Source organism: Patescibacteria group bacterium, assembly GCA_041651355.1.
GTDB lineage: Bacteria > Patescibacteriota > Patescibacteriia > Patescibacteriales > UBA12465 > JAPLVX01.
Genome location: JBAZJK010000001.1, coordinates 736313 through 760717, shown reverse-complemented (window position 1 = coordinate 760717; position 24405 = coordinate 736313). Strand labels below are relative to the sequence as shown.

The window sequence follows — 24405 nt, the reverse complement described above, 5'->3', positions numbered from 1 at the left end:
CTTTAAATATAGAGAATTTTTTAGCCCGAGTCAAGGCTTTTTCGGTTGACTCAGGGCGTTTTTTTTGGTAATTTTAAAGGTATGAAAGCTGAATTTAACAAGGTCTATAATCCTCAGGATTATGAGGCTAAAATCTACAAACAATGGGAAGAATCCGGGCTGTTTAATCCGGATAATTTGAACCTTGAACCAGGGGCGCCTTCTTATACCATCATCCTGCCTCCTCCTAACATTACGGATAAATTACACGTTGGCCATAGCATGATGTTAGCCATCGAAGATCTGCTAATCCGTTATTACCGTTTGAAATCATATCGGACGCTTTGGTTGCCAGGCACGGATCATGCGGCTATCGCCACCCAAAACGTGGTTGAAAAAAAATTGTTAGCCGAGAAGTGCTTGAGCCGTCACGCCTTAGGTCGGGATAAATTTTTAGCCGAAGTAAGTAAATTCGTAGAAGTTACCCAAGCGACGATTTTAAACCAAACTAGGAAAATGGGGGCCTCTTTGGATTGGTCCCGCCTGGCTTTTACCCTCGACGACTCCCGGCAAGAGGCAGTCCGAAAAATGTTTAAAGACATGTATGAGGCGGGGGTTATTTACCGCGGAGAGAGGATAGTCAATTGGTGCCCACGCTGTCACTCCACCCTGGCGGATGATGAAGTCGAGCATAAGGAGCAAAGCGCTAAGCTTTATACTTTTAAGTATGGCCCCGATTTTCCTATCAGTATTTCCACTACCCGACCGGAGACTAAATTGGGTGACACCGCGGTGGCGGTCAATCCCAAGGACCCGCGTTATCAGGAATATATCGGTCAGAGTTTTAAAGTGAATTTTGTCGGCCAGGAGCTCGATATAAAAATTATCGCTGATCACAATGTTGAGATGGAATTCGGCACCGGGGCTTTAGGGGTGACTCCGGCCCATTCTTTAATTGATTGGCAGATGGCTGAGAATAATGATTTGCCGGTCATAAAAGTAATTAACGAAGAAGGCCAGATAAACAAGGATTTTGGTGATTATGCCGGCTTAGATGCCAAGGCAGCTGGAGAAGCGATCATTTTAAATCTTAAAGCCGCCGGCTTATTAGAAAAAGAAGAAGAGGTTATGAATAATTTGTCGGTTTGCTATCGCTGCGGAACCGCTATCGAACCCTTGCCCTCTCAGCAATGGTTCGTTGGTGTTGATCGGCCGGTAGCTAAGCTCGGGGGACAAAGCTTAAAAGCAGTGGCCCGAGAAGTGGCACTTAATGGACAAATCACATTTATTCCCGCTCGTTTCAAACAGCGTTATTTAGATTGGATGGCCAGCCTGCATGATTGGTGCATCTCTCGCCAAATTTGGTTCGGCCATCGTATCCCAGTCTGGTATCAAGGCGATAAGATAGCGGTGGGCGAGATGCCAGCTTCAGGTAATTGGGAACAGGATCCAGATACTCTGGATACTTGGTTCTCTTCGGGGATGTGGACTTTTTCCACTTTAGGTTGGCCGGAGAGCTTTTCTGAACATAAAAAAACGGGCGACTTAGCGCGTTTTCATCCCACTCAGGTTTTAGAGACTGGTTCGGAAATATTAACCCTTTGGGTTTCCAGAATGATCATGATGTCCTTATTTGCCCTACAAGAGATTCCTTTTGAAAAGGTTTATCTTCATGGTACGGTTTTGGACAAGAACGGCAAAAAGATGTCTAAATCCAAAGGTAATGGTGTTGATCCGGTAGATATGATTGAAAAATATGGCACTGACGCCCTGCGCCTCTCCCTGCTTATGGGATCGACTCCAGGGAATGCTACCCGTTTCAGTGAAGATAAGGCCGAAGCTAAGAGAAATTTTGTTAATAAGCTTTGGAATATTTCCCGTTATATCTTGGGTAGCGTTTCTGAGGATTCTCATAAGACCCCGATTGACAAAACTCCTCTATCTAGAACGGCTGCTGACGAGTGGATTTTGTTTAATCTTAAGTCATGCGTTGAGCGCGTTGATATTTATCTGAAAAATTATGAGTTTTCTTTAGCCGCTGAAGCCCTGGAAGATTTTACCTGGAATAAGCTAGCAGATTGGTATTTAGAGATGGCCAAAGTTGAAAAGAATAAAGACGAAATTCTCGTTTATCTCTTAAAGAATGTGCTAATCCTGTGGCATCCTTTTATTCCTTTCGTTACCGAGGCAATCTGGAGTCATTTTAACGATTCTCTTTTGATGGTGGCGGCCTGGCCGCAAAGCAATGATTGGAAAGATGATAGGAACTCAGAAGCAGCTGAATTATCTATAAGTCGCGTTATCGAGATTATCCAGAGCATTAGGGACGCTCGCAGCCAGAATCGGGTAGAGCCGGCGAAAAAGGTGGTGGGAAAGGTTTTTAGCCCTGATGATCAAGATTTGATTGAATCGCAGTCAGAGCTTATTAAAAGCTTGAAGACGGGTATCAGCGATCTGGAGTTTATAAAAGAAAGACTAGATGATGATAGTGCCATCAAAGTGATTAGTCGGGGAACGGAAATTTATTTGTTAGGAGCCGTAGACCGTGAAAAAGAGTTGGCGCGTTTAGGAAAAGAGAAAGCCAATTTAGAAAGGCTAGTTAATGCCACCCAGGCCAAACTAGCTAATACCGAATTCCAAGCTAACGCCCCCAGAGAGATAGTTGCTCAAGAGGAAAGCAAATTAGCCATCTACCAACAAGAGCTAGAGAAAATAAATCAATCGCTTAAATAATAAATCGTTTATGACTTTAAAAAATTATTTGTTAGTGATGGGAATGCTGACCGCTCTTTGTTGGGGTGTCTTTATTTTCATTACCAACTTGGTTGATCCAGAAAAGACCAATTGGTTGGGTTTCCTGCTTTTTTACGCCTCTCTGTTTTTATCGGTGTTCGGCACGGCGGCGCTATTAGGATTTGTGGTGCGTTTTAAGGTTTTAAAACATGAACTCGCTTTTCGGGTTGTCCGTCTCGCTTTCAAGCAATCGCTCATTTTTGCCTGCTTTATCATCTGTTTATTCCTGCTTTTAGCCCAGCATCTCTTTAGCTGGCTTAATTTAATTTTATTAGTTGTAATATTTGCCATCTGGGAGTATTTTTCTTCTCATAAGAAAAGCAACAATAATTAACCATATGAAGAATAAATTACAAGCTCTGAGAGAGGAATTCTTGGTTCGCCTAGAAGAAGCGAAAAATCATGAACTCCTTAAGGAGCTGGAGCTTACATATTTGTCTCGTAAAGGACGTTTAAGCACCTTGATGCACGGCTTGGGCGAACTAAGCACCGATCTAAGGAAGGAAGTCGGGGAGTTGGCCAACAATATAAAAAATGAATTGGAGGCGAAGTTTAATGAAGCTAAACGCTTAGTCCAAGGCGAACGCCCAGGTCAAGATTTTATTGACGTTACCCTGCCTGGCCCCAAGTTTTCTCGAGGGTCGCTGCATCCTTTGACTCAAACAAAGAGGGAGCTAGAAGACTTGTTTGCTTCTTTAGGGTTTATGTCTCTAGATGGTCCGGAGCTCGAAAGCGATTATTATAACTTTGAAGCCCTTAATATTCCGCCGCATCATCCGGCTCGCGATATGCAAGATACTTTTTATGTGGACCTTAAGAATAAGCAGGGTGTTTATGACTTGGTGATGAGGACTCAGACCTCTAATACCCAAGTGAGGGCTATCCAAAAGTATGGAGCGCCTTTAAGAGCGATAATTCCTGGCCGCACCTATCGTAGCGAGGCCACTGATGCTCGCCATGAGCACACTTTTTATCAGCTTGAAGGCTTGATGATTGATAAGAATATCAATTTCGGCCACCTGAAGAATTTAATGGAGTTAGTCGGCCAAAGGCTTTATGGCCCGAATACTAAATTAAGGATGCGGCCTAAGTTTTACCCTTTTGTCGAGCCTGGTTCTAACGGTGAATACACTTGTTTTCTATGTGGGGGCCAGGGTTGCCGGGTTTGCAAATACAGCGGTTGGTTGGAGATCGTCGGCTGCGGGCTTATCCATCCCAGCGTTTTACGGGCCGGAGGCTTGGATCCTGAGGAATATTCTGGCTTGGCCTTTGGCTTTGGCTTGAACCGTTTGGCGATGCTTAAATACGGGATCGATGATATCCGCTTGTTTAATAGTGGAGATTTAAGATTTTTAGAACAATTCTAATTATATGTTATTATCCATTAATTGGCTGAAGGATTTTGTAAAATTGCCAAAATCGATCAGTCCGTTCGAATTGAGAGACAAACTAACGATGCACACGGTTGAAGTTGAGGGTATTACCGATCTCGCTAAGCGGTATGACAGGGTTATCGTCGGCAAGGTTTTATCAGTTGAACCCCATCCTAATGCTGATCGTCTACGCTTGACTAAAGTTGATGTCCGCTCAGAGGTTTTGGAAATAGTTTGTGGCGCCCCTAATGTCGCGGTTGGCCAATTAGTGCCGGTCGCTTTAGTGGGCGCGCAGCTACCGAATGGCCTAGAGATCAAAGAGTCAGAAATCAGGGGCGTCAAATCAAGAGGTATGATTTGTGCTGAAGATGAGCTCGGCTTAGGTCATGATCATTCCGGGATAATGGTTTTAGACAGAGCAAAAATTGGCCAAGAATTTTCTGCTTATTTAAATCATGATGATATTATTCTAGAGATAGACAATAAGTCTTTATCAAATCGGAGTGACCTTTGGGGTCAATACGGCCTAGCTCGTGAGGTGGCTACTATTTTTGATTTAAAGTTAAAGCCCTATAGTGATTTTATCGATCTTGAACTTAAGTTGGAAGCGAAAGAAAAGCTTAGTTTAAAAATTGAAGATGCAAAACTTTGTCCAAGATATCAGGCGATTAAGATTGATGGCATCAAGATTCAAGAATCTCCAGCTTGGCTCAAGGATCGCCTTCTCGCCGTTGGTCTCAAGCCCATTAACAATGTAGTCGACTTAACCAACTATGTGATGTGGGAGCTGGGCCAGCCTTTGCATGCTTTTGCGGCTGATAATATCAAGCAAATTGTTGTTCGCCGGGCTAAACGCCAGGAAAGCTTAGTCACCCTAGACGAGGTCGAGCGCCATTTGAGCGAGGATATGCTTCTTGTCACCGACGGCAAGAAACCACTCGCTATTGCCGGAGTTATGGGGGGCTTGGAGAGCGGCATCAAAGCGGAAACACGAAGCATCATCTTGGAATCGGCGAATTTCGAACCAGTTTCTATTCGAAAGACTTCTTCTACCCTAGGTTTACGGACTGAAGCCTCGATGCGCTTTGAGAAAGGTCTGGACCCCAATTTAAGCGATTTAGCCTGGCGTCGTTTCATATTCTTATTAAAACAAGTTTGCCCCGATATGGTTCTAGGCAGCCAATTAAGCGAATCAGCCAGCTTCAACCTTTATCTAGGACCAGTCCAATTTAGCCATGATTGGCTGTGTCAGCGCTTAGGATTTAAGATAGATAAGAAAAAAATTATTCATATCTTGGAAAAGCTTGGTTTTAGTGTTAGCGTCTCTCATAATGAATTTTCCGCTCTGATTCCGACCTGGCGGGCCGCTAAAGATGTTTCTAGCAAAGAAGATATTTTAGAAGAAGTCGCCCGGATTTATGGTTATGATAACATCGAAGCGGTTTGGCCGGTAGTACAGCTAAGACCACCCTTAGCGCTGACTGAGAATGAATTAGAAAGGCAGGTTCAAGATATTTTAGCTAAAGAAAATCATTTTACAGAGATTTATAATTATTCTTTCGTGAATGAAACCCAGCTGAAGAAATTAAACCTTGATTGGTCTAACAATCTTCGCTTGGTTAATCCTATTTCCGAACAACACACTCTTTTGCGTCAGAACCTTTTGGTGGGCTTATTAAATAATGTCCGCACCAACCAGTTCAATTATGAAGAGATTGCCCTGTTTGAGATCGGCCGGGTTTTTAAGCCTTTAAGCGGGACGATCAATAAAGATAATAATGGAGAGTTCTTGCCATATCAGGATAAATTTTTAGCTCTACTAATAGCAAGTAACCAAGGAGATTCTTTTGCTAATCTCAAGGGTCGCGTCAATAACTTTTTACAAAGTCTATTAGGGCAAGGCTTAGAGACTAATTTTTTGCCACTCGAAGAAGAGACTCCTTGGGCCAGCAAGGGTTTAGCCGCTAAGGTATGTGTCGGAAATGTCTCTTTAGGTTTGATAGCTCGGGTCAGCGAAGATCGGGCTGGTGATTTCGGTTTGAAAAAAGCCTGCTCAGTAGCTGAAATTGATTGGCGCAGTTTGCACGACCTATTTCTACAAGCTAAGAATAAAAAATATGAAGAGCCAGCCCGTTATCCGGCTTTGACTCGCGATTTAGCTTTTGTGATTCCGCAAAAAGTATTGTATAATGAAATCAGGGAAGAGATTAAGAACTTTAGTGAACTGATCGTCCGGGTAGAGCTTTTTGATGTTTATAGTGGTTCGAAATTAGCTAGCAATCTTAAGAGTTTGGCCTTCCATCTAAGCTACCAGTCGCCAGAGAGAACCCTGAAAGCCAGCGAAGTCGATGAGTTGCAATCCCGTCTAGTCAGCCATTTAGAAAATAAGTTTGAGGCGCAGTTGAGAAATTTCTAGTCCGGCGCCTTAAGGAGGAAAATTAATTTTTTAAAATATGTTTTCAACATCAAATGACATCTTAAATTTAGTCCTGTCGGTCTGCGTCTTGGCTCTGAGCTTCTTTCTGTGTTGGGCGATTTATTATTTCGTCGCTAGCATCCAAAAATTATATAAGATCACTAAGAGGATAGAAAAGATTACTATTGAGGCTGAAGGAATCGTAGCTAATATTAAGAATAAATTCACCAATGGCGCTGCTTCTTTAATGATGTTTACCGAGTTTGCCAAGCATGCCATGGATTTTATTAAAGATCGCAAGGCGGCTTATCAGGAGAAGAAAGAAACCAAAAAAGCTAAGGCAAAAAAATAAGCTTAAATAACAAAACAGGCCTCTTAGAGAGACCTGTTTTTCATTTGTGAAATTCTTATTCCTCGTGTCCGCAGGATCGGTCGCTACATTTTATTTTTCCAGTTTTTTCCTTAACCAATAAAGCCCCGCAATCTGGGCATTTTTCGCCTGTCGGTTCCCCCCAATAGGCGTTTTTGCAATTCGGGTAATTATTACAAGCATAGAAGGCGCCGCGACGGCTAAATTTTTTAACAATTTTTCCCTCGCCACAGGCCGGGCAAGGAATATCTTTAGCCTCACCGCCTTTAGCATCAAGGTTCTTGATGTTTTTACATTTAGGATAGGCCGAGCAAGCCAGAAAATAACCGAATTTTCCATTTTTGACTACCATGTCAGCGCCACATTTATCGCAGGCCAAGCCCTGGTATTTTTCTTGCAGTTCCTGTAAGTGTTTGTCGTCACTTATTCCAGAACCATTCGAGCCTGTATTATTTTTTTTGATATTGCGGCAAGCCGGGAAATTAGAGCAGGCTAAGAATTTGCCATAACGCCCGGTTTTGACGACCATGGCCGAACCGCATTTGTCGCACACCTCCTCAGATTTTTCTTCTGGCATAATATCTTGTTTATTAAGTTCCACGTACTTGTTGCTTAAGTTATCGTGGAATTTATTGTAGAAAGTTTGTATAACCGGCTGCCATTTCTTATCACCATTAGCGATTTCATCTAAGTCATTCTCCATTTTAGCGGTGAATTTATAGTCGATGATTTCGGGGAAATGCTTGGTGAGCACGTCTTCAACCACGAAAGCGATATCGGTGGGAGCTAATTTTTTCGCTTCATCCCTAACTACATAGTTCCTAGCAATGATCGTGGCAATCGTCGGAGCGTAGGTAGACGGCCGGCCAATACCGTGCTTTTCCATTTCTTTAACCAAGCCAGCATCGCTGTAGCGAGCGGGCGGTTTGGTAGTGTGCTGTTCTTTTTGCAGTTTGATCAGTTTTAGTTGGTCTTTCTCTTTAAGAGTCGGTAATTCCTGTTCGGTGGTTTTTTCCGGGTAGATTTTGAGGTAGCCAGGAAAGTTAAGGGTTTGGCCGGTAGCGCGCAAGATATATTTATCTTTATTCTTCGCCTCAACGTCAATGACGGTGGCATCGAGGACGGCAGGAGGCATCTGACTGGCTAAGGCCCTTTGCCAGATCAATTGGTAGAGACGGAAAAACCCTTTGTCGATCTTGGTTTGGATTTTTTCGGGCGAGTTAAAAGCTTCAGTGGGACGGATAGCTTCGTGGGCCTCTTGGACGTTCTTGCTTTTGTTTTTGAAAATCTTGGCTTGTTTCAAGCTATAGTCTGCTCCTAGGTTTTTTTCCAAATAGTCTTTAGCCTCACTTAAGAATTTTTGGGACAGGTTCAACGAGTCGGTGCGCATATAGGTGATATATCCCTGTTCGTATAATTTTTGCGCGATGGTCATAGTTTGCTTGGCACTATAACCGAGCATCCGATTAGCGCTTTGCTGCAATGTTGAGGTCGTAAAAGGAGCGGGTGCATTTTTATTAAGTTTTTTCTTTTCTATTTTAGCAATCTTATAATCAGCTTGCTGTAAGTCTTTTTCTAAATCATCAGCTCGTTCTTGGCTGATTTCCAGCTTATCAAAAGTTTTACTATTTATTTTATACAAATTAGCGTTAAAGCGTTTGGCCTTATCTTGAGCGGAGGCTAATTCAGCACTCAGGCTCCAATAATCTTGAGAAATAAAAGCTTTTATTTCTTTTTCTCTTTCGACGATCAAGCGCATGGCCACACTTTGGACTCGGCCTGCTGATAGGCCCCGGGCCACCTTTTTCCAGAGAAAAGGAGACAGCTCGTAGCCGACTAGGCGGTCTAGTACGCGACGCGCCTGTTGGGCGTCGACTAAATGGTGATCTAAATGACGGGGATTCTTCAGAGCCTCGGTAATAGCATCTTTAGTTATCTCATGGAAGACGAGGCGTTCTGTCTTTTTTTCGTCTAAATTTAGGATTTCCGCTAAATGCCAAGCAATCGCTTCGCCTTCGCGGTCTTCATCGGAAGCTAGAATAACCTTGTCGGCTTTAGCCGCTAATTTTTTTAGGTTGCTAACAGTTTTTTTGGCGGCGCTAGGGACTATATAACGAGGGGTGAAATTATTCTCGATATCAATTCCCATCTCGCTTTTCGGCAAATCGCGAATATGGCCGAATGAGGATTCGACCTGGTATTTCTTGTCTAAGAATTTGCTGATAGTTTTCGCTTTAGTTGGTGATTCGACTATAATTAAAGGCATATCTGTGCTAGTTTATAATGATTTATTGATAATCATAATACTTAGTGTACTATTTAATGACGAAGTGTCAAGTTTGAGCCTTGCTAGGGTTTTGATGGCTCGTTGGGATAAAGCTAAAATTTTTCTCTTAAAGCATGTTCAAACTTTCTAAAATGTCCTGGCTCTTAGTAACCATCCTTGCCCCCTGTTTGATTAATTCGTTCGTTCCTTGGGGTGACTCAGGACTAATCGAAGCCGGAACGGCTAATACTTCTCGGTTACAGTCTAAAGCATAGCTAGCCGTTATCAAAGACCCGGATTTTTCTTTAGCTTCGATGACCAACACCGCCTGGCTTAAGCCGGCAATTATCCTGTTCCTTTGGGGAAAGTTTTGTTTGAGGGGCGGAGTAAGCGGAGAAAATTCAGATAGGATTAACCCTCCTTGGCCTAAAATGTCTAAGTATAATTGGTAATTGTCTCGCGGGTAAAAACTGCTTCGGCTAAGTCCGGCCCCCATCACCGCTGTCGTCGTTCCTCGGCATCTTAGCGTTTCCCGGTGGGCCAGGGCGTCAATGCCTCGAGCTAGACCGCTAACAGTGCCAATATTATATATTAGTAGTGGTGATAGTAAATCATGGATAATATTAGCGGCAGAGGGTGAAGCTTCACGGCTACCCACGATAGCCAAATTTTTTATTTTCAGGGCTTTGATATTTCCTTGGTAATAAAGAAGCGGCGGCGGGCTACTGATTTCTTTTAATAACCAGGGATAATCTACATCCTCATAGTTTAAAAGTTTAATATTCTCTTTTTCTAGAATTTTAATTATTTTGTCGCTTGAGAAGTTTTTTCGGAAATTACTAAATTTTGCCAATAGTTCGATTCTTAGCCCACTGCGACGCCAGTCGCGGTAGTCAGCCTGCCAAAAACCGTCTAGGCTGCCGAAGGTGGCGATTATTTTTTTAAAAGCTACTGCTCCGAATTCGGGGAAGTGGTTGAAAGCCAGATATCTTAGGTTTTGTTGGCTCAGATTTCCCATAACATAAAAGCCTTGACATTAGTCCGAGGCTTTGTTAATATATAAAGTCAAAATAATACCCAGATTACTGCTTTTGTAAGAAGTTTGTTTATTATAAACTGCTATCCTCCTTGCCGTTTATGATCTATATCCTTCTTACCCAAGCGGTAACCTGGGTATTATTGTATCTAAGTCTTTAATCGATATTTAAGCTGGTAATCACTCCTTCTAACAGCTTTAGTTCCGCCGGGCTGAATTTTTGTAAGACGAATTTATCGGTGGGAATTTGTCCCTTGGCTGGCGAGTTTATTCCTAAACGGATCCTAGTGAAGTTTTTAGTTTTTAAATATTGGATGATTGATTCGACTCCCCGATGGCCAGCACTCCTGGAATCAAGAGATATTTTCATTTTACCCAATTCTATATCGATATCATCGTGAATAACGATCAGAAAGTCACTGAGATCGCTATCTTTCTTTTTAATCAGTCCGATTTTCTTAGGTAAGAGATGGTAATAGTTTAAGATGGCTTGAGCGCTGCGACCAGAAGCATTCATATAGCTTAGGGGCTTAGCAAAGATGGTGTCGTTACTTTTGTAAATTAGAGCTTGGAATCTTTTGTTCTCTTCCCAGGTGAGGTTTTCATTACTCTTTTCAGCCGCCCTAGCGGCTAAATAGTCGATTGCTAAGTAGCCGGCGTTGTGTCGAGTGTTTTGATATTGGCTGCCAGGATTTCCCAAACCGATGATAACGCGCATATTTTTATTCCGCCACGCTATGGACGCGGCGTTTTTTATTAACAAACACGGTTAGGGGTGTACCGACCCAGCCAAATTTTTCTCTTAGCCTGTTTTCTAAGAAACGGACATAGGAAAAGTGGAGATTATCCTTAGAGCCGATCTTTATCTCGAATTTAGGCGGATCATCGTGGACTTGTTTGATATAGTAGATCCGTGGGGCTCTTAGACCTTTGCCCTTGGCTGGCTTATGGATACGGATAACTTTCTGTAGAAAGTGGCTGAGGGCGGCATCGCTTAAGCTGATTTTGCGGTTAGCGGAGACTTCTAAGGCCAAGTCTAGAATTTTATTAACTTTAAGCCCGGTTTTAGCGGAAACGAATAGGATGGGGGCATAAGTAGCGAAAGGTAGCTTGCCGTAGATGTAATTAGAAAGCTTCTTAGTATCTTTTTCTTCTATCTTGTCCCATTTATTAGCGATAAAGATCAGGCTTTTTTTGCGGTTGGCAATCTCTTCTACCAACTTAGCATCTTGATGGTTGAGGCCCACTGAAATGTCAAAGACTAATAAGGCGACATCCGCCCTTTCTAAAGCCTTGAGAGATTTTTCAATTCCGTATTTTTCCAGTTTTTTTCCGTCCTTATGTCCATGGCGCGAGATGCCAGCTGTATCAATTAGGGTGATTGGCTGGCTCTTGTAGTCTATCACCGTATCTTGCGGTTCTCGCGTAGTATGAGGCACTGGACTGATAATAACACGGTCATAACCCAGGATAGAATTAAGTAAAGAGGATTTGCCAACATTCGGTTGGCCGATGATGCACAGAGTGGTGGTTTCTCGGCTAGTTTTTTCTTCTTGTTTATCAGTTTTTGGGGCAGTCTTGGCTTTAGATGTTTTTTTGAAAAGTTTTTTAATCACTAAATCTAACAGGTCTCCAGTGCCGGCGCCAGTCAGAGCAGAAATCCTCATCGGTTCCCCTAATCCAAGTTTGTTAAAAATAGCGCTTTCATTAGCCTGTCGGAAGTTGTCAACCTTGTTTACTACCAAGATAGTCTTATCTTTTAGTTTTGGATTTTTTTGGATAAAGCGGGCTAGCTCCCGGTCGGAAATCAAAAGTCCGGCCTTGTTATCACAGAGGAAGAGAATAAGCTCGCAGCTTTCTAAATAAGCGCGCGTACGATCTTGGGCGCGGGCATCGATTTCTTCGGGTTTTAGCTTTTGTCCCTTTAAAAATTTCTGGTCAGCTATGCCAGCCGTGTCGATCAGTTCAAACTCCTGGTTGTTCCAAGTTACTCGGTTGATATTACTATCCCTGGTGGTGCCGGGTATGTTTGAGACTAGAGCTTGTTTTTTTTCAGTTAGGCAATTAAAAAGAGTGGACTTGCCGACATTGGTTTGTCCGAAAATGGCGACGCTAGGGATTTTTTTTATAGATTTAGTCATTCTTAATAGTTAGTTGAAGATGAACCTAATATGAGGATAAAATCCGGTATGTCTTTATTAATATCTAGGCTGCTGCTGGCGGTGCTGGTGGCAAGCATAAGGCTGCTGGTGCTTACATCTTGGATGTTCTCCGGGCTGGAGCTGGCCGGGGTGATGGTATAGGCAGATAGCCAATCTGGAGAATCAAAGGCTTGTTCGGCTCCGGTTAAGCTGATGAGCAGCTTGAGATCGGCATCTTTTTTGCCATAGCTTAGATCATAGACGAGGGTCTTAGTGTAATCGCGGGCAGCGGCGTTTCCAACCTTAGTGACTTTAAAGTTAGATTCTTTTAATAGTCCGGCTTTTTGCCCGGCTAGGCCACTAATCCAAGTCCCGTTCATTACTTCCACCCGAGAGCTGCTGGTAGATTTTTGTCGGCCAGTGCTTTTAATAAAATTATTAAGGCCGATATCCGTCCCATCTTCCTTAGAATTATTATCACCGAATATATTCTGTACGAAATTCTTTATTTGGGTGAAATTTCCGCTGCGCGGCACTAATATATAGGCGCCGTCTTCACCTCGAGAGTCGATCAGGAAGCTATCCGGGCTGTTGTCGATGACTTTATTGATGATATTATCGCGGCCGATATTCTTCGTGAGATCCCAGAGCCTGACCATTTCCCAGATTTCTAAGTTAGTGCTTATATGGGTTTCCAATTGATTGATAATCTTAGCGATCATTACTGGTTTGAGTAGATTGTCGCGGGATAATAGTTTTTCCTTAACCGCCTCCATTATCAGCTGCTGCCTTCTGGAGCGGGCGAAGTCCGAACCCTCTGCTCCGGCAGCATGACGGCTTCTGGCATATTTTAGGGCTAGCTCTCCATCCATTTTTTGCGGGCCGGTCGGTATATAAAGATGTTCATAGCGGGCGTAATAGTTGGGGTTATCTTCTTGGCCCATGATGGGGTATTCATAGTCGTTAAGAACGTTTTCGACATTAACTTCGATACCTCCCAATTCATTGATTACCTCGACGAATCCAGCAAAGTCAGCCCTAACGTAATATTTAATCGGTATGCCTAGGAGATCGCTGAGGGCATCGATGCTTGCCTGGCTACCGCTACCTGGATTTTTAGCTTCGGCTAAGGCATTGATATTATTGATTTTTCTCCAGCCGGAATTCCCTATCGGTACAGTGAGATCACGCGGAATGGAAATTAAGGCGACTTGCCCGGTCGATGGTTTTAGGCTCGCGAGCATGATCGTGTCGGTTAAATATCCGCCTTCATGGTTCGAGCCGCCCATGCCAAGCAGAAGAATGTTGACCCGGTCGTCTTCTTCGCCTTTTAATTTATTGTCAGAGATGCCGGTTAGATGTTTTAATTTTCCAAACCAGGAATTTTCGCCAAACCAGCCGCTAGCGCTTTGGCTAGACATAATAACCCTACCTGTAAAGATAATGCCGATGGCGACTAAAGCGATGATATAAGTAATCAGTCTCCGTCTTTTTTTACTGGCGGCTAAAAGTTTCTCCCATTCTGGATCATAGCCAGGATTAGCTTGCTTCTGCTCTTCTTCCATTTTTTGTTTGAAATCTATCATAAATAATAAAAAATAATTCAAACCCGTTAGTTTTGAATTCATCTAAGTTTCACTTAGATATTATAGGAGTAAAATTAGCTTTTGGCAAATTACTTTTCTACCGGATTTTATAAAAATTTTAGGAATAAAAAAACATTTTTTTGGAAGAAAAATGTTTTTTTATCAGTCGGGCTGCCCGGAATCGAACCGGGATTACACGCACCCGAAGCGTGCGTAATACCACTATACCACAGCCCGTATTTTAGATTCTGTGGACTTGAGGGGAATCGAACCCCTTACCTCTGCCATGCGAAGGCAGCGCTCTACCAGATGAGCTACAAGCCCCTTGCGACTATTTGTCGGGGTGCCGGGAATTGAACCCGGTCTACATGCACCCCATGCATGCGTACTACCGGTATACTACACCCCGAGAATGCTTTTAAATTAACACAATCCTTTTATTTTTTCAACTTATATTTCGATTAGCAGGTTTGCCAAAACCAGGCAATTAAATTATGATAATAGGAGATATAATGTATAAATATATGAAACCAATTATCTTTTCCGGCATCCAGCCTAGCGGGCACTTGCATATCGGTAATTATTTAGGAGCTATTACTCAATGGGTAGACCTGCAGAAAGAGTATGATTGTTTTTTTTGCATCGTAGATTACCACGCGATTACCGTTAAGCAAAATCCTGAAGAGTTACGCAAAAAAATTCTTGAGCTCACCAAGATCTACTTAGCTGCCGGGATTGACCCCAAAAAATCCGTTATTTTCCAACAATCTTTAGTCTCGGAACATACAGAGCTAGCTTGGATTTTAAATTGCACTAGCGCCCGGGTTTCCGACCTGAAGAAAATGACTCAATTTAAAGATAAATCCTTGAAACATGGGGAAAATGTTTCGGTGGGCCTTTTTGATTACCCAGTGTTAATGGCGGCTGATATTCTCCTGTATAATGCAGATTTAGTGCCGGTCGGAGATGACCAGATTCAACACGTTGAATTAGCCCGTGATTTAGCCAAACGTTTCAATAATGATTTTCAGGACACTTTCAAGGTCCCAGACTATAAAGTCAGGAAAGAAGGGGCTAGGATTATGGGGCTTGATGACCCTAGTAAAAAAATGAGCAAAAGCGCCGATAGCCCAGCTAATTTTTTGGGCCTTACTGACAGCCCGGAAGTTATTAAGAGGAAAATCATGCGAGCCGTGACCGATTCGGGTAGCGAAATAAAATATGATCGCCAGAACAAGCCGGCCATCTCTAATCTCATAAGCATATATTCTTTGCTCAGCGGACTCAGTGTTAAAGAGATAGAAAAAAAATATTTTGGCCACGGCTATGGTGATTTCAAACACGATCTAGCTGTAGTGACGCTTGAGTTCATGTCCGAATTTCAGAAGAGGTATAGTATGATTTCTGATAAACAGGCAGAAAAGATTCTGGCATCCGGGGCTAAACAAGCCAAGCTAGTGGCTAGCCAGAAGTTGATCCAGGTGAAAAAGGCAATCGGTTTAATCTAGGTTTAGAAAATAAAAAAAGTTCCGGCTTAAGTCAGGAACTTTTTTGTTTGTGTTTATAAAAAGAAGTTTAGGTGCCATTGCGGATGATCTTTAGGATATTAGCTACGTTCTCCTTTAATGCTTTTACCTCGTTTTCATTCATCAGGGAGTAGCTATCGCCATTAAAAATAATGGGCCCGAATTCATTATAAATGATGAAGTAGCCGTTGCCGTGCCTGTCTCGCCAGTATATGTTTTCCGTCTCATCGGTTTCAATGACGACATAGAAATCACCCACTCTTTTCAGGGTGGAATAATCAGTTTCTATCCATTCATCACGAGCCTTGTTTCTGCCGCAGAAAATGGAAATTTGGCAAGCGGAGCCAGAGATGATAAACATTGGTCCGCCGATAGCTCTATTTTCAGAAACAGAGAATTGTTCAAAACCGGCCACCAAGGAAGCAAATCGCAGTTCTTTCTGCGCTGCTTTTTTAAGTGCCGGCACACTCCTTAAGATTGCGCCGTCAAAACTTTCGATATCTGGCAGGATTTGCGCCTCAAGGTTCGCTACCGCCAGAAAGAGGCTAAGAAGCAGAAAATTTTTCATGGTTAGTGAGGTTTTGGTTTTTTGTATCATCTTTTTCATTACTTTTGGCAAACAGGCTGGCTCGATTAAATTTTTGTTTGGCATATTCAATCGCACTTGTGATCAATGGTAGGGTTATGGCTGAAATAGCGATCACTATCTTTCCCTGTCCGTTAATACTGAATTGGACTAAAGCTAGCTCGGCCAAAATTACCGTTGGCAGCCAAAAGGCATGCTTTTTATTCTTCGATAATTCTTTATAATCGAGGTTGACCATCATGGTTATGGCCAGCACCACGAATATGAATTGGAAGATTGCCCAGCCACGTTCGCCATCGATGATATCACTCCCCAATGTCATTAGGGTTGCCAAGACTAAGAATGGCGGTCCGTAAGACTTAAGTTCGGGCGAACGATTAATGATAATATACAGGAATAGGTAAGGGAGGATAATTATTTGTAAATGTGGGGCTGAAGTAATTTGCGTTTCTGGTAGCTTAACTAGGCAGAAAGCTAGGGCAATGGCTAGTCCGCAGGCAAAAGCTAGCGGCGGTTTCCAATAATTTTCTTTCATGGGGTGGGGTTTGGTTATTAATATATGTTTTAAAGATCAGTTTTTTGTGCTCTTAATTTAGTGTTTAAATGAATTTTTGTCAAGCTAGGGAGGGAAACAAAAAACAAGCCTGAAAAGCTTGTTTTTTGTAAAATGAATTTTGTTTTATGAGTCTAATCGGCACCAACTCGGTTTTCACCACTAGTCTTTCGACTAATAATGTCGACTATTTTTCTTCCCACGTGGAGAAGAAAAATTTTCTCCCTAGAAAGGAGGTGATCCATCCACAGCTTCCGCTACGGATGCCTTGTTACGACTTAGTCCTTGTCACCAGCCTTACCTTAGACCCTTTAGAAGGGGCTTCGGGTACTGCCGACTCCCTTGACTTGACGGGCGGTGAGTACAAGACCCGAGAACGTATTCACCGTGGCATAGCTGATCCACGATTACTAGCGATTCCAGCTTCATGAGGTCGAATTGCAGACCTCAATCCGAACTGAGAAAGGTTTTAGGGGTTGGCTCCAGCTTGCGCTTTGGCATCCCTCTGTACCTCCCATTGTAGCACGTGTGTTGCCCAAGGTGTAAGAACCATGCTGATTTGACGTCATCCCACCTTCCTCCCATTTAAAACGGGCAGTCTCCTATGACATATAAAACATAGGATCAGGGTTGCGCTCGTTTCCCGACTTAACGGTACATCTCACGACACGAGCTGACGACAACCATGCAGCATCTGTGTAGCACCCTCGAAGGCGGACCTGTTTCCAGGCCTTGCAGCTACATGTCAAACCTTGGTGAGGTTCCTCGCTTATCGTCGAATTAAACCACATGCTCCACCGCTTGTGCGGGTCCCCGTCTATTCCTTTGAGTTTTAAGCTTGCGCTCGTACTCCCCAGGCGGGTCACTTAACGGGTTACCTTAGATTAGCAGCACTGGGAGGGTCGATACTCCCAATGCTTAGTGACCATCGTTTACAGCGTGGACTACTGGGGTATCTAATCCCATTCGCTCCCCACGCTTTCGTCCACTGAGTGTCAGAACCGTCCTAGCAAACTGCCTTCGCATTTGGTGTTCTTGCTGATATTAATGGATTTAACCCCTACACCAGCAATTCCGTTTGCCTCTTCCGGTCTCTAGCTTATCCATCTCTCCCGCAGACTCGAGGTTGAGCCTCGAGATTTAACAGGAGATGCGATAAACCACCTACGGACGCTTTACGCCCAATAAATCCGGATAACGCTTGGGGCCCTCGTATTACCGCTGCTGCTGGCACGAGGTTAGCAGCCCCTTATTCATCAGGTACCGTCATTGATTCGTCCCTGATAAAAGTACTTTACACCCCGAAGGGCTTCTTCATACACGCGGCGTCGCTCCTTCAGACTTTCGTCCATTGAGGAAGATTCTTGACTGCAGCCTCCCGTAGGAGTCTGGGCAGTGTCTCAGTCCCAGTGAGTGGGGCCATGCTCTCGCACCCCATACCCGTCGTAGCCTTGGTGGGCTTTTACCCCGCCAACAAGCTGATAGGCCATAGACCCCTCCCTAAGCGCCGGAACTTTAATTAAAAGACATATGTCCTTTAATACCATCGAGTATTATTCTCGCTTTCGCAAGGTTATTCTCGTCTTAGGGGTAGGTTATCAATGTGTTACTCTCCCGTTTGCCATGCTTAGCAAGCTAAGCATTCGACTTGCATGCCTTAGACACGCCGCCAGCGTTCATCCTGAGCCAGGATCAAACTCTCTTGTTAAAAGTTTTTGATCAGGTTAGCTCCTGATAAATGCTTACGCATTTATATAGTAATCTGTTTCAGAAACAGATAAAAATTTTGTTATCCGAATTGATGCCGATTAGCATCACAATTTGATTACCCAGGATTTTTCCTGGGTTCTCACCAAAATTCATTTTTTAATGATCTTAAAAATAAAGTTAGAAAAAAACAGAGATACATGAAAATATCTTGTTTTTTATAGATTTATTCTGTTTTATTTTTAATAACCATATATTATATTATTTTAAAAACCATGTCAAGGGAATTTTTATATTTTTATAAATCATGATCTAGACCCTTAAAAGATTGGGAAAGAAGAGAAAAGAGAGGAGTTTTTCTCTTCATCCTTATACGCTTGTTGAAATCGTTAAACCGGTATTAATAAATAGCGATATTTTATTTATTATTAGCAAATATATTCTGTATATTCTAGATTATGCATTATAACATTGACAAAAATAATAAAGTATGCTAAATTTGAAGGTCAAAATAGTACCTTTAAAATTGAAGACAATAAGCTTTTAGAAGCCTCCTATATATAAACCCCATTAGTTTTTTGCCTTTGGCAAAATTACCGCATAATCAGAATAATCAGAAACAAAAAATAAAACCAGTAACATGAAGAACACTATGAAATCGTTCGTTATTGCCACCGTAGTCCTGTTTGGGATTCTGGCTAATTATGCTGTCGCTCAGGTGACGGTAACCGTAAAGGGGATCAAAATGGTCCAGGTAAACAAAGTCGTCGCTCGTAGCGGCGAAGTTACAACCCTTCCCGGCCTCAGCTGCGAGCAGGAGGTCACTCTGAATATTATGTATGTTGAGGGCGACGCTCTCAAAAAAACCACCATCACTAAGAAGGCAGGAGATTGCCAGATTGTGTTGGAAAAAACGGGCAGTGGCCTGGTTAACACCTATGTTAAAACGGTGGCTCCTGCCCGCCCCGAAAACCCTGTAGTTTCTAACTTGCCAAGCAGTCAGCCGGCAGATAATTCTGGCACCCAGGTCAACCTAAAATTGTTTAACGGGTCAGATAAAGCCTTTGCCGCCCTGTCGGGACCATTCAAGAACGTGGCTATCCAGCCTTTGGATACGTCCAAGTTTTCTATAACGGTTTCAACCGGCGTCCTTAATTTCCCTATCATCTTTACCGACACAGCTGACAACAAACAACTCCGCCAAATTGTTGTGACCAGGATTATAACTCAGGACATGGTTGTCCTTGATGTTAAGAACTCAGATTTTGGGATAGCCATGAGGGATAAAACGAAGCTCTATATGTATAATGATACGAAGACAAAGTTTGTTATTACAAACGGAATCTTCTCGGGCTACGCCATCTCCCCTGGAGGCAGATGTAAGAAAAAACTTCAGCTGAGTTACGGCTTTCAAAACTTTGTCATAGAATTTTATGGCGAAGATGGCTTGAAGCGCCGTGCCAATTTGGAGAAGATTGTTACTCCGCAGGATCCGGTGATACGGGTAACAGAAAAAGATCAGGCAAAAGCCTACATTGTGCAGGAGTAACTCCTAAAGCTTATTAACTCGCCCTACTCAGAGCGTCTATGACAAATGGATAACCATTTGGAAATAGGCGCTCTTTTTCGTTAAAAGGGGGCTTTGGCCGGTATTTTTTAAATTGACTTTAGGCCCCAGCCTTGTTATAATAATCGTAAGGTTTTAGTGACCTATTTTTATTGTTTTAACATTATGATTATTACTTGGCAGGGGCATTCTTGCTTTAAAATCCAGGATAAAATTGGGCCAGACGGCTTGACGGTCGTAACTGATCCCTTCAGTAAAGAAGTTGGTTTGAAGGTTCCTAATTTTGAGGCCGACATAGTAACCATTTCCCACGATCATCACGACCATAATAATTCCAGCGCTTTACGCGGGCAACCTTTCATTATAGATTCGGCCGGCGAATATGATGTCAAAGGAGTAATGGTAGAAGGCATCGCTTCTTATCATGACGATAAAGAGGGGAAAGAGAGGGGCGATAATATCATCTATCGGATTGAGATGGATGATATTTCTATAGTCCACTTAGGTGATCTGGGGCAAGTTCTAGATAATGCCCAATTGGAGAGATTAGCCGGCACTGACATCCTTCTAATTCCGGTCGGTGGGAAGTATACACTGGACGCTAAGAAGGCGGTAGAGGTTATCTCTCAAATAGAACCGCGTTTAGTCATCCCGATGCACTATAAGACCAAGGATTCAAAAATAGACGTCGAAGGCGTGGATAAATTCGTTAAGGAATTAGGGGTGGCTCCAACCTATGAAGAGAAATTAAAGATTTCTAAGAAGGAATTGCCGAGCGAAGATATGGAGTTGGTTATACTAAGTATTTAAAAAATTACTATAAATTACAAAATTATGGCACAGAATATTTCCCATCCTAAAAAAGAGAGAACTTTCGTTATCCTTAAACCGGACGCTATCCAACGCTCCTTGATCGGCGAATTGATTAAGCGGATAGAACGGTCTGGCATGAAGCTGATGGCGATGAAATTAGTCCAAGCGAACGAAGATCAATGCTGGGCTCATTATAATAAGGACGATAAATGGTTCCAGGAAAAAGGTGCTAAATTCATAGCTAATCTTCAGGCTTCCAATCTCCCGGTCGAGAAAGAAGCCGGCGAATATGGCAAGGATATCGTGCGCGGCTTGGTTAAATTTATGACTGCCTGTCCGGTGGTGGCGATGGTGTGGGAGGGAAACCAAGCAGTATCTATCATTAAAAAGTTAGTTGGTGGTACCGAACCTGCCACTTCCGACATTGGAACCATCCGGGGTGATTTTACCCTTGATACTTATGAATTATCTAATTTTGATAACCGGGCCGTCCGCAACCTTATCCACTGCTCTGATCATCCTGACGAGGCGGAAAGAGAGATAGCTTTATGGTTTAAGCCGGAAGAGATTCTTAGCTATCGCTTGATTGCAGAAGAAATCCTATACGATATTAATCTTGATGGCTTAAAGGAATAATAACTTTTTGATTATTATGCCCCGCTCTAAAAATTCAGCCCCTGAGAAGAAAAAATTTTTACTCAGCTTAGGCCTAATTTCTTTCCTGGGCTTGTTGCTCGTTTTCTATTCCCTAAACCTGAAAAATGTTTTTCAATTCAACTATGAGAGCAGCTCGGAAAAAGAAGATTTTGATTGGGGGCAGATTAAAGAGGATTTTAGCACCACCTTCAATCAGGTGACTCAGGATTTTAAGGCGGCAAAGAATAAACAAATTGCTCAGGCGGCCGCTCCGGTGCTTGATAAGTTAGTTGAAGAGGTAAATTTAAAAAGAACGGCTGACCAAGCCCCAGTGCTTACCGGCTTACCAACTAACCAGGCGCTGAACACGTTAGACAATATTGATGCCTCAAGCTCTCTGGAGCTTATAGAAGCTAAGATAAATGCTAATAAGAAAAATAAGTAAATTACTATTGATCTATGTCTAAACCAGACAAGAAGTCTTCTAAGAAAGAAAAAGAGACTAAAAGCAATCTCGAGACCGAGGCGGCACTTTTAAATGAAGCAGATTCTGATTCTCCTGATAACGGTAATGGCAATTCTCGCCAACATACAGCCTATGGCTTGGTCCAGGATCAGCCGATCGTTGAGGAAATGAGCCGCTCCTATTTAGATTATGCTATGAGTGTCATCGTTTCCCGGGCTTTGCCAGACGTGCGTGACGGACTCAAGCCCGTTCATCGGCGCATTCTGTATGCGATGTGGAGCGTTGGCCTTAGATCGAGCTCCAAATTCAGAAAGTCAGCAACGGTGGTCGGCGAGGTTTTAGGTAAATACCATCCTCATGGCGATAGCGCTGTTTATGATTCGATGGTCAGAATGGCTCAAGATTTCGCTATGCGCTATCCCTTGGTGCGCGGTCAGGGTAATTTCGGTTCTATGGATGGCGATAGTGCGGCCGCCATGCGCTACACCGAAGCCAAGCTAGCCGCTTTAGCCGAAGAGATGTTGTTTGATATTGATAAGGATACGGTTAATTTTTCTCCTAATTTTGATGGCTCACAGCAAGAGCCTCGAGTCTTGCCGGCTAAATTGCCCAATTTACTCCTTAACGGCACAATGGGTATCGCAGTCGGTATGGCTACTAATATTCCTCCTCATAATCTAAGAGAATTGACAGCGGCTGTCAGCCACCTGATCGATAACCCAGAGGCGACTATCGAGGATTTGATGCAGTTCGTCAAAGGCCCCGATTTTCCTACAGGCGGCATTATATATAATCAGAAGGACATCTTGAGCGCTTATGCTACCGGCAAAGGTGGTATCGTTATGCGCGGTCGCGCCGAAATAGTCGAAGGCAAGGGCGAAGCTTATCAGATTGTAATTTCTGAGGTTCCCTACCAGGTCAACAAAGCGACTCTGGTAGAGAAGATCGCTGACCTAGTTAAAGATAAAAAGATCGAGGGTATCAAAAATCTAAGGGATGAATCGGATAAGGATGGGGTCCGGGTCGTATTGGATTTGAAAAAAGATGCTTATCCGAAAAAGATTTTAAATAGTTTATATAAGCATACCCAGCTCCAAGAAACTTTCCATGTTAATGCCTTGGCCCTGATCGATGGTTTACAGCCCAAGGTTTTGACTTTGAAAATGATACTCGAAGAGTATATTAAGCATCGCGAAGAAGTAGTCAGGCGCCGCACCCAGTTTGATTTGAATAAAGCCAAAGAAAGAGCTCATATCTTAGAGGGATTAATGATCGCTTTAAAGAATATCGACGCTGTTATCAAGACCATTAAGGCTTCCAAGGACAAAGAGGAGGCTAAAAATAATTTAATCAAAAAGTTCAAATTATCTGAACGCCAAGCAGTCGCGATTTTAGAAATGCGTTTGCAGAACTTGGCGAACCTGGAAAGGTTAAAAATCGAAGAAGAATTGAAAGAGAAACAGAAATTAATCAAGGAATTAGAGGCGATTCTTAAATCAGTAGCTAGAATTAGGGGAATCATCAAGGACGAAATCAAGGCTTTAGGCGAGAAGTTCGGAGACGAGCGCCGCACCCAGGTGGTCAGTCATGGCGTTAAGGAATTCAATATGGAAGACTTAGTGCCGAACGAAGAAACCTTATTCATGATGACAAGGGATGGTTACATTAAGCGGGTTGAATCTGATATCTTTAAAGTCCAGGCCAGGGGAGGCAAAGGAGTAATCGGTCTAACCACCAAAGAGGAAGATTCGGTTTTATTCATGTTTACCACCTTTACTCATAATGACATTCTATTTTTTACTACTAAGGGTCGGATGTTCCAATTGAAAGCTTATGAGATACCTCAAGCTTCTCGTATCGCCAAGGGGACGCCGATAGTTAATTTTTTACAATTAACCAGCGGTGAACAAGTTACTTCGATTTTGCCTCTGGATAAATTATCAAGCAGTAAGTATTTATTTTTTGCCACTGAAAAGGGTTTGGTGAAGAAGGTCGATTTAGGGGCTTTCTCTAATGTCCGTCGGAGCGGTTTGATTGCTATTAAGATCAAGGATGATGATAAGCTGATTTGGGCTAAGCCGACCAGCGGTAGTGACCATATCCAGCTGGTTAGCGCTCATGGCCAAGCCATTCGTTTCGCTGAAAAAGATGTCCGTGATATGGGCCGTGGAGCCGCTGGTGTCCATGGCATCAGGCTGAAAAAGGATGACCGGGTTATCGGGATGGGTGTAGCCAAGACAGCGGATAAGGATAAATTAAAGAAATACCAGATACTTACCATCATGGCTCACGGCTTCGGCAAGCGCAGCGACTTTGCTTTATATAAAGTACAAGGTCGTGGCGGCAGCGGCATCAAGACCGCTAAAGTGACTGATAAAACAGGAGACCTGACTAACGCCTTCCTTATTAATGCTGAAAGCATGGCGGATAGAGATCTGATTATTATTTCCGAAAAAGGCCAAGTGATCCGCCTCCCCTTCAAATCTATCAGTGTTTTGGGCCGCGATACCCAAGGGGTGAGGATTATGAGGTTTAAGGAAGAGAAGGATAGGGTGGCTAGCGTCACCTGGGCATAAATATCCTTGAAGGCT

At 43.0% G+C, this 24405-nt stretch carries 18 protein-coding genes, 3 tRNA genes and 1 rRNA gene; 11 read left to right on the top strand and 11 right to left on the bottom strand.

Going from position 1 to position 24405, the window contains the following annotated elements:
* Positions 1–81: 81 nt before the first annotated feature.
* From WC441_03820 to WC441_03800, 5 genes are read left to right on the top strand one after another with little or no spacing between them, the layout of a single operon-like run.
* Complete coding sequence (locus WC441_03820; GenBank protein MFA5163626.1) at positions 82–2712, top strand: valine--tRNA ligase; 2631 nt, start codon at positions 82–84, stop codon at positions 2710–2712.
* 10 nt (positions 2713–2722) lie between these two features.
* Positions 2723–3106, top strand: a complete 384-nt coding sequence (locus WC441_03815) for a hypothetical protein (protein ID MFA5163625.1) — start codon at positions 2723–2725, stop codon at positions 3104–3106.
* A 4-nt stretch (positions 3107–3110) separates the two neighbouring features.
* Positions 3111–4139 (top strand): phenylalanine--tRNA ligase subunit alpha, encoded by a 1029-nt coding sequence (gene pheS, locus WC441_03810; GenBank protein MFA5163624.1) that lies wholly within the window; start codon positions 3111–3113, stop codon positions 4137–4139.
* Positions 4140–4143: 4 nt separating this feature from the next.
* A complete protein-coding gene (gene pheT / locus WC441_03805) occupies positions 4144–6561 on the top strand; it encodes a phenylalanine--tRNA ligase subunit beta (GenBank protein MFA5163623.1) in 2418 nt (805 codons plus the stop codon).
* A gap of 37 nt (positions 6562–6598) precedes the next feature.
* Complete coding sequence (locus WC441_03800) at positions 6599–6913, top strand: hypothetical protein (protein ID MFA5163622.1); 315 nt, start codon at positions 6599–6601, stop codon at positions 6911–6913.
* Between the two features lie 55 nt (positions 6914–6968).
* Here the strand turns inward: WC441_03800 and topA are convergent, their stop codons facing one another.
* The 8 genes from topA to WC441_03760 all read right to left on the bottom strand — a co-directional run bounded on the left by topA (position 6969) and on the right by WC441_03760 (position 14369).
* Positions 6969–9197: a type I DNA topoisomerase gene (gene topA, locus WC441_03795; GenBank protein MFA5163621.1), complete on the bottom strand. Its 2229-nt coding sequence runs from the start codon at positions 9195–9197 to the stop codon at positions 6969–6971.
* Between the two features lie 127 nt (positions 9198–9324).
* A complete protein-coding gene (gene dprA, locus WC441_03790; protein ID MFA5163620.1) occupies positions 9325–10215 on the bottom strand; it encodes a DNA-processing protein DprA in 891 nt (296 codons plus the stop codon).
* A gap of 175 nt (positions 10216–10390) precedes the next feature.
* On the bottom strand, positions 10391–10951 hold the full coding sequence (gene pth / locus WC441_03785) for an aminoacyl-tRNA hydrolase (protein MFA5163619.1): 561 nt from the start codon (positions 10949–10951) through the stop codon (positions 10391–10393).
* A gap of 4 nt (positions 10952–10955) precedes the next feature.
* Positions 10956–12374, bottom strand: a complete 1419-nt coding sequence (der, locus tag WC441_03780; GenBank protein MFA5163618.1) for a ribosome biogenesis GTPase Der — start codon at positions 12372–12374, stop codon at positions 10956–10958.
* 2 nt (positions 12375–12376) lie between these two features.
* Complete coding sequence (locus WC441_03775) at positions 12377–13960, bottom strand: LCP family protein (GenBank protein MFA5163617.1); 1584 nt, start codon at positions 13958–13960, stop codon at positions 12377–12379.
* Positions 13961–14126: 166 nt separating this feature from the next.
* Positions 14127–14197: transfer RNA gene (locus WC441_03770), tRNA-Pro, on the bottom strand.
* A gap of 14 nt (positions 14198–14211) precedes the next feature.
* Positions 14212–14284, bottom strand: a tRNA-Ala gene (locus WC441_03765).
* Positions 14285–14298: 14 nt separating this feature from the next.
* Positions 14299–14369: transfer RNA gene (locus tag WC441_03760), tRNA-Pro, on the bottom strand.
* Between the two features lie 115 nt (positions 14370–14484).
* Between WC441_03760 and trpS the strand changes: the two genes are divergently transcribed.
* Positions 14485–15468: a tryptophan--tRNA ligase gene (trpS, locus tag WC441_03755; GenBank protein ID MFA5163616.1), complete on the top strand. Its 984-nt coding sequence runs from the start codon at positions 14485–14487 to the stop codon at positions 15466–15468.
* A 67-nt stretch (positions 15469–15535) separates the two neighbouring features.
* Here the strand turns inward: trpS and WC441_03750 are convergent, their stop codons facing one another.
* From WC441_03750 to WC441_03740, 3 genes are all read right to left on the bottom strand, one after another.
* Positions 15536–16054: a hypothetical protein gene (locus WC441_03750; GenBank protein ID MFA5163615.1), complete on the bottom strand. Its 519-nt coding sequence runs from the start codon at positions 16052–16054 to the stop codon at positions 15536–15538.
* Positions 16032–16607, bottom strand: coding sequence for a hypothetical protein (locus WC441_03745; protein MFA5163614.1), 576 nt, complete (start codon positions 16605–16607; stop codon positions 16032–16034). The genes WC441_03750 and WC441_03745 overlap by 23 nt, the downstream gene beginning before the upstream one ends.
* A gap of 247 nt (positions 16608–16854) precedes the next feature.
* Positions 16855–18333: ribosomal RNA gene (locus tag WC441_03740) — 16S ribosomal RNA — on the bottom strand.
* 651 nt (positions 18334–18984) lie between these two features.
* Here WC441_03740 and WC441_03735 point away from each other — a divergent pair.
* From WC441_03735 to gyrA, 5 genes are all read left to right on the top strand, one after another.
* Entirely contained in the window at positions 18985–19881 is an 897-nt protein-coding gene (locus WC441_03735) for a hypothetical protein (GenBank protein MFA5163613.1), read from the top strand.
* Between the two features lie 183 nt (positions 19882–20064).
* Entirely contained in the window at positions 20065–20709 is a 645-nt protein-coding gene (locus WC441_03730) for an MBL fold metallo-hydrolase (GenBank protein ID MFA5163612.1), read from the top strand.
* 24 nt (positions 20710–20733) lie between these two features.
* Positions 20734–21348, top strand: coding sequence for a nucleoside-diphosphate kinase (locus WC441_03725; protein MFA5163611.1), 615 nt, complete (start codon positions 20734–20736; stop codon positions 21346–21348).
* A gap of 16 nt (positions 21349–21364) precedes the next feature.
* Positions 21365–21793 carry a hypothetical protein gene (locus tag WC441_03720; protein ID MFA5163610.1) on the top strand — a complete coding sequence of 143 codons (429 nt, stop codon included), beginning with the start codon at positions 21365–21367 and terminating at the stop codon, positions 21791–21793.
* A gap of 14 nt (positions 21794–21807) precedes the next feature.
* Positions 21808–24390, top strand: coding sequence for a DNA gyrase subunit A (gyrA, locus tag WC441_03715; protein MFA5163609.1), 2583 nt, complete (start codon positions 21808–21810; stop codon positions 24388–24390).
* Positions 24391–24405 lie beyond the last annotated feature (15 nt).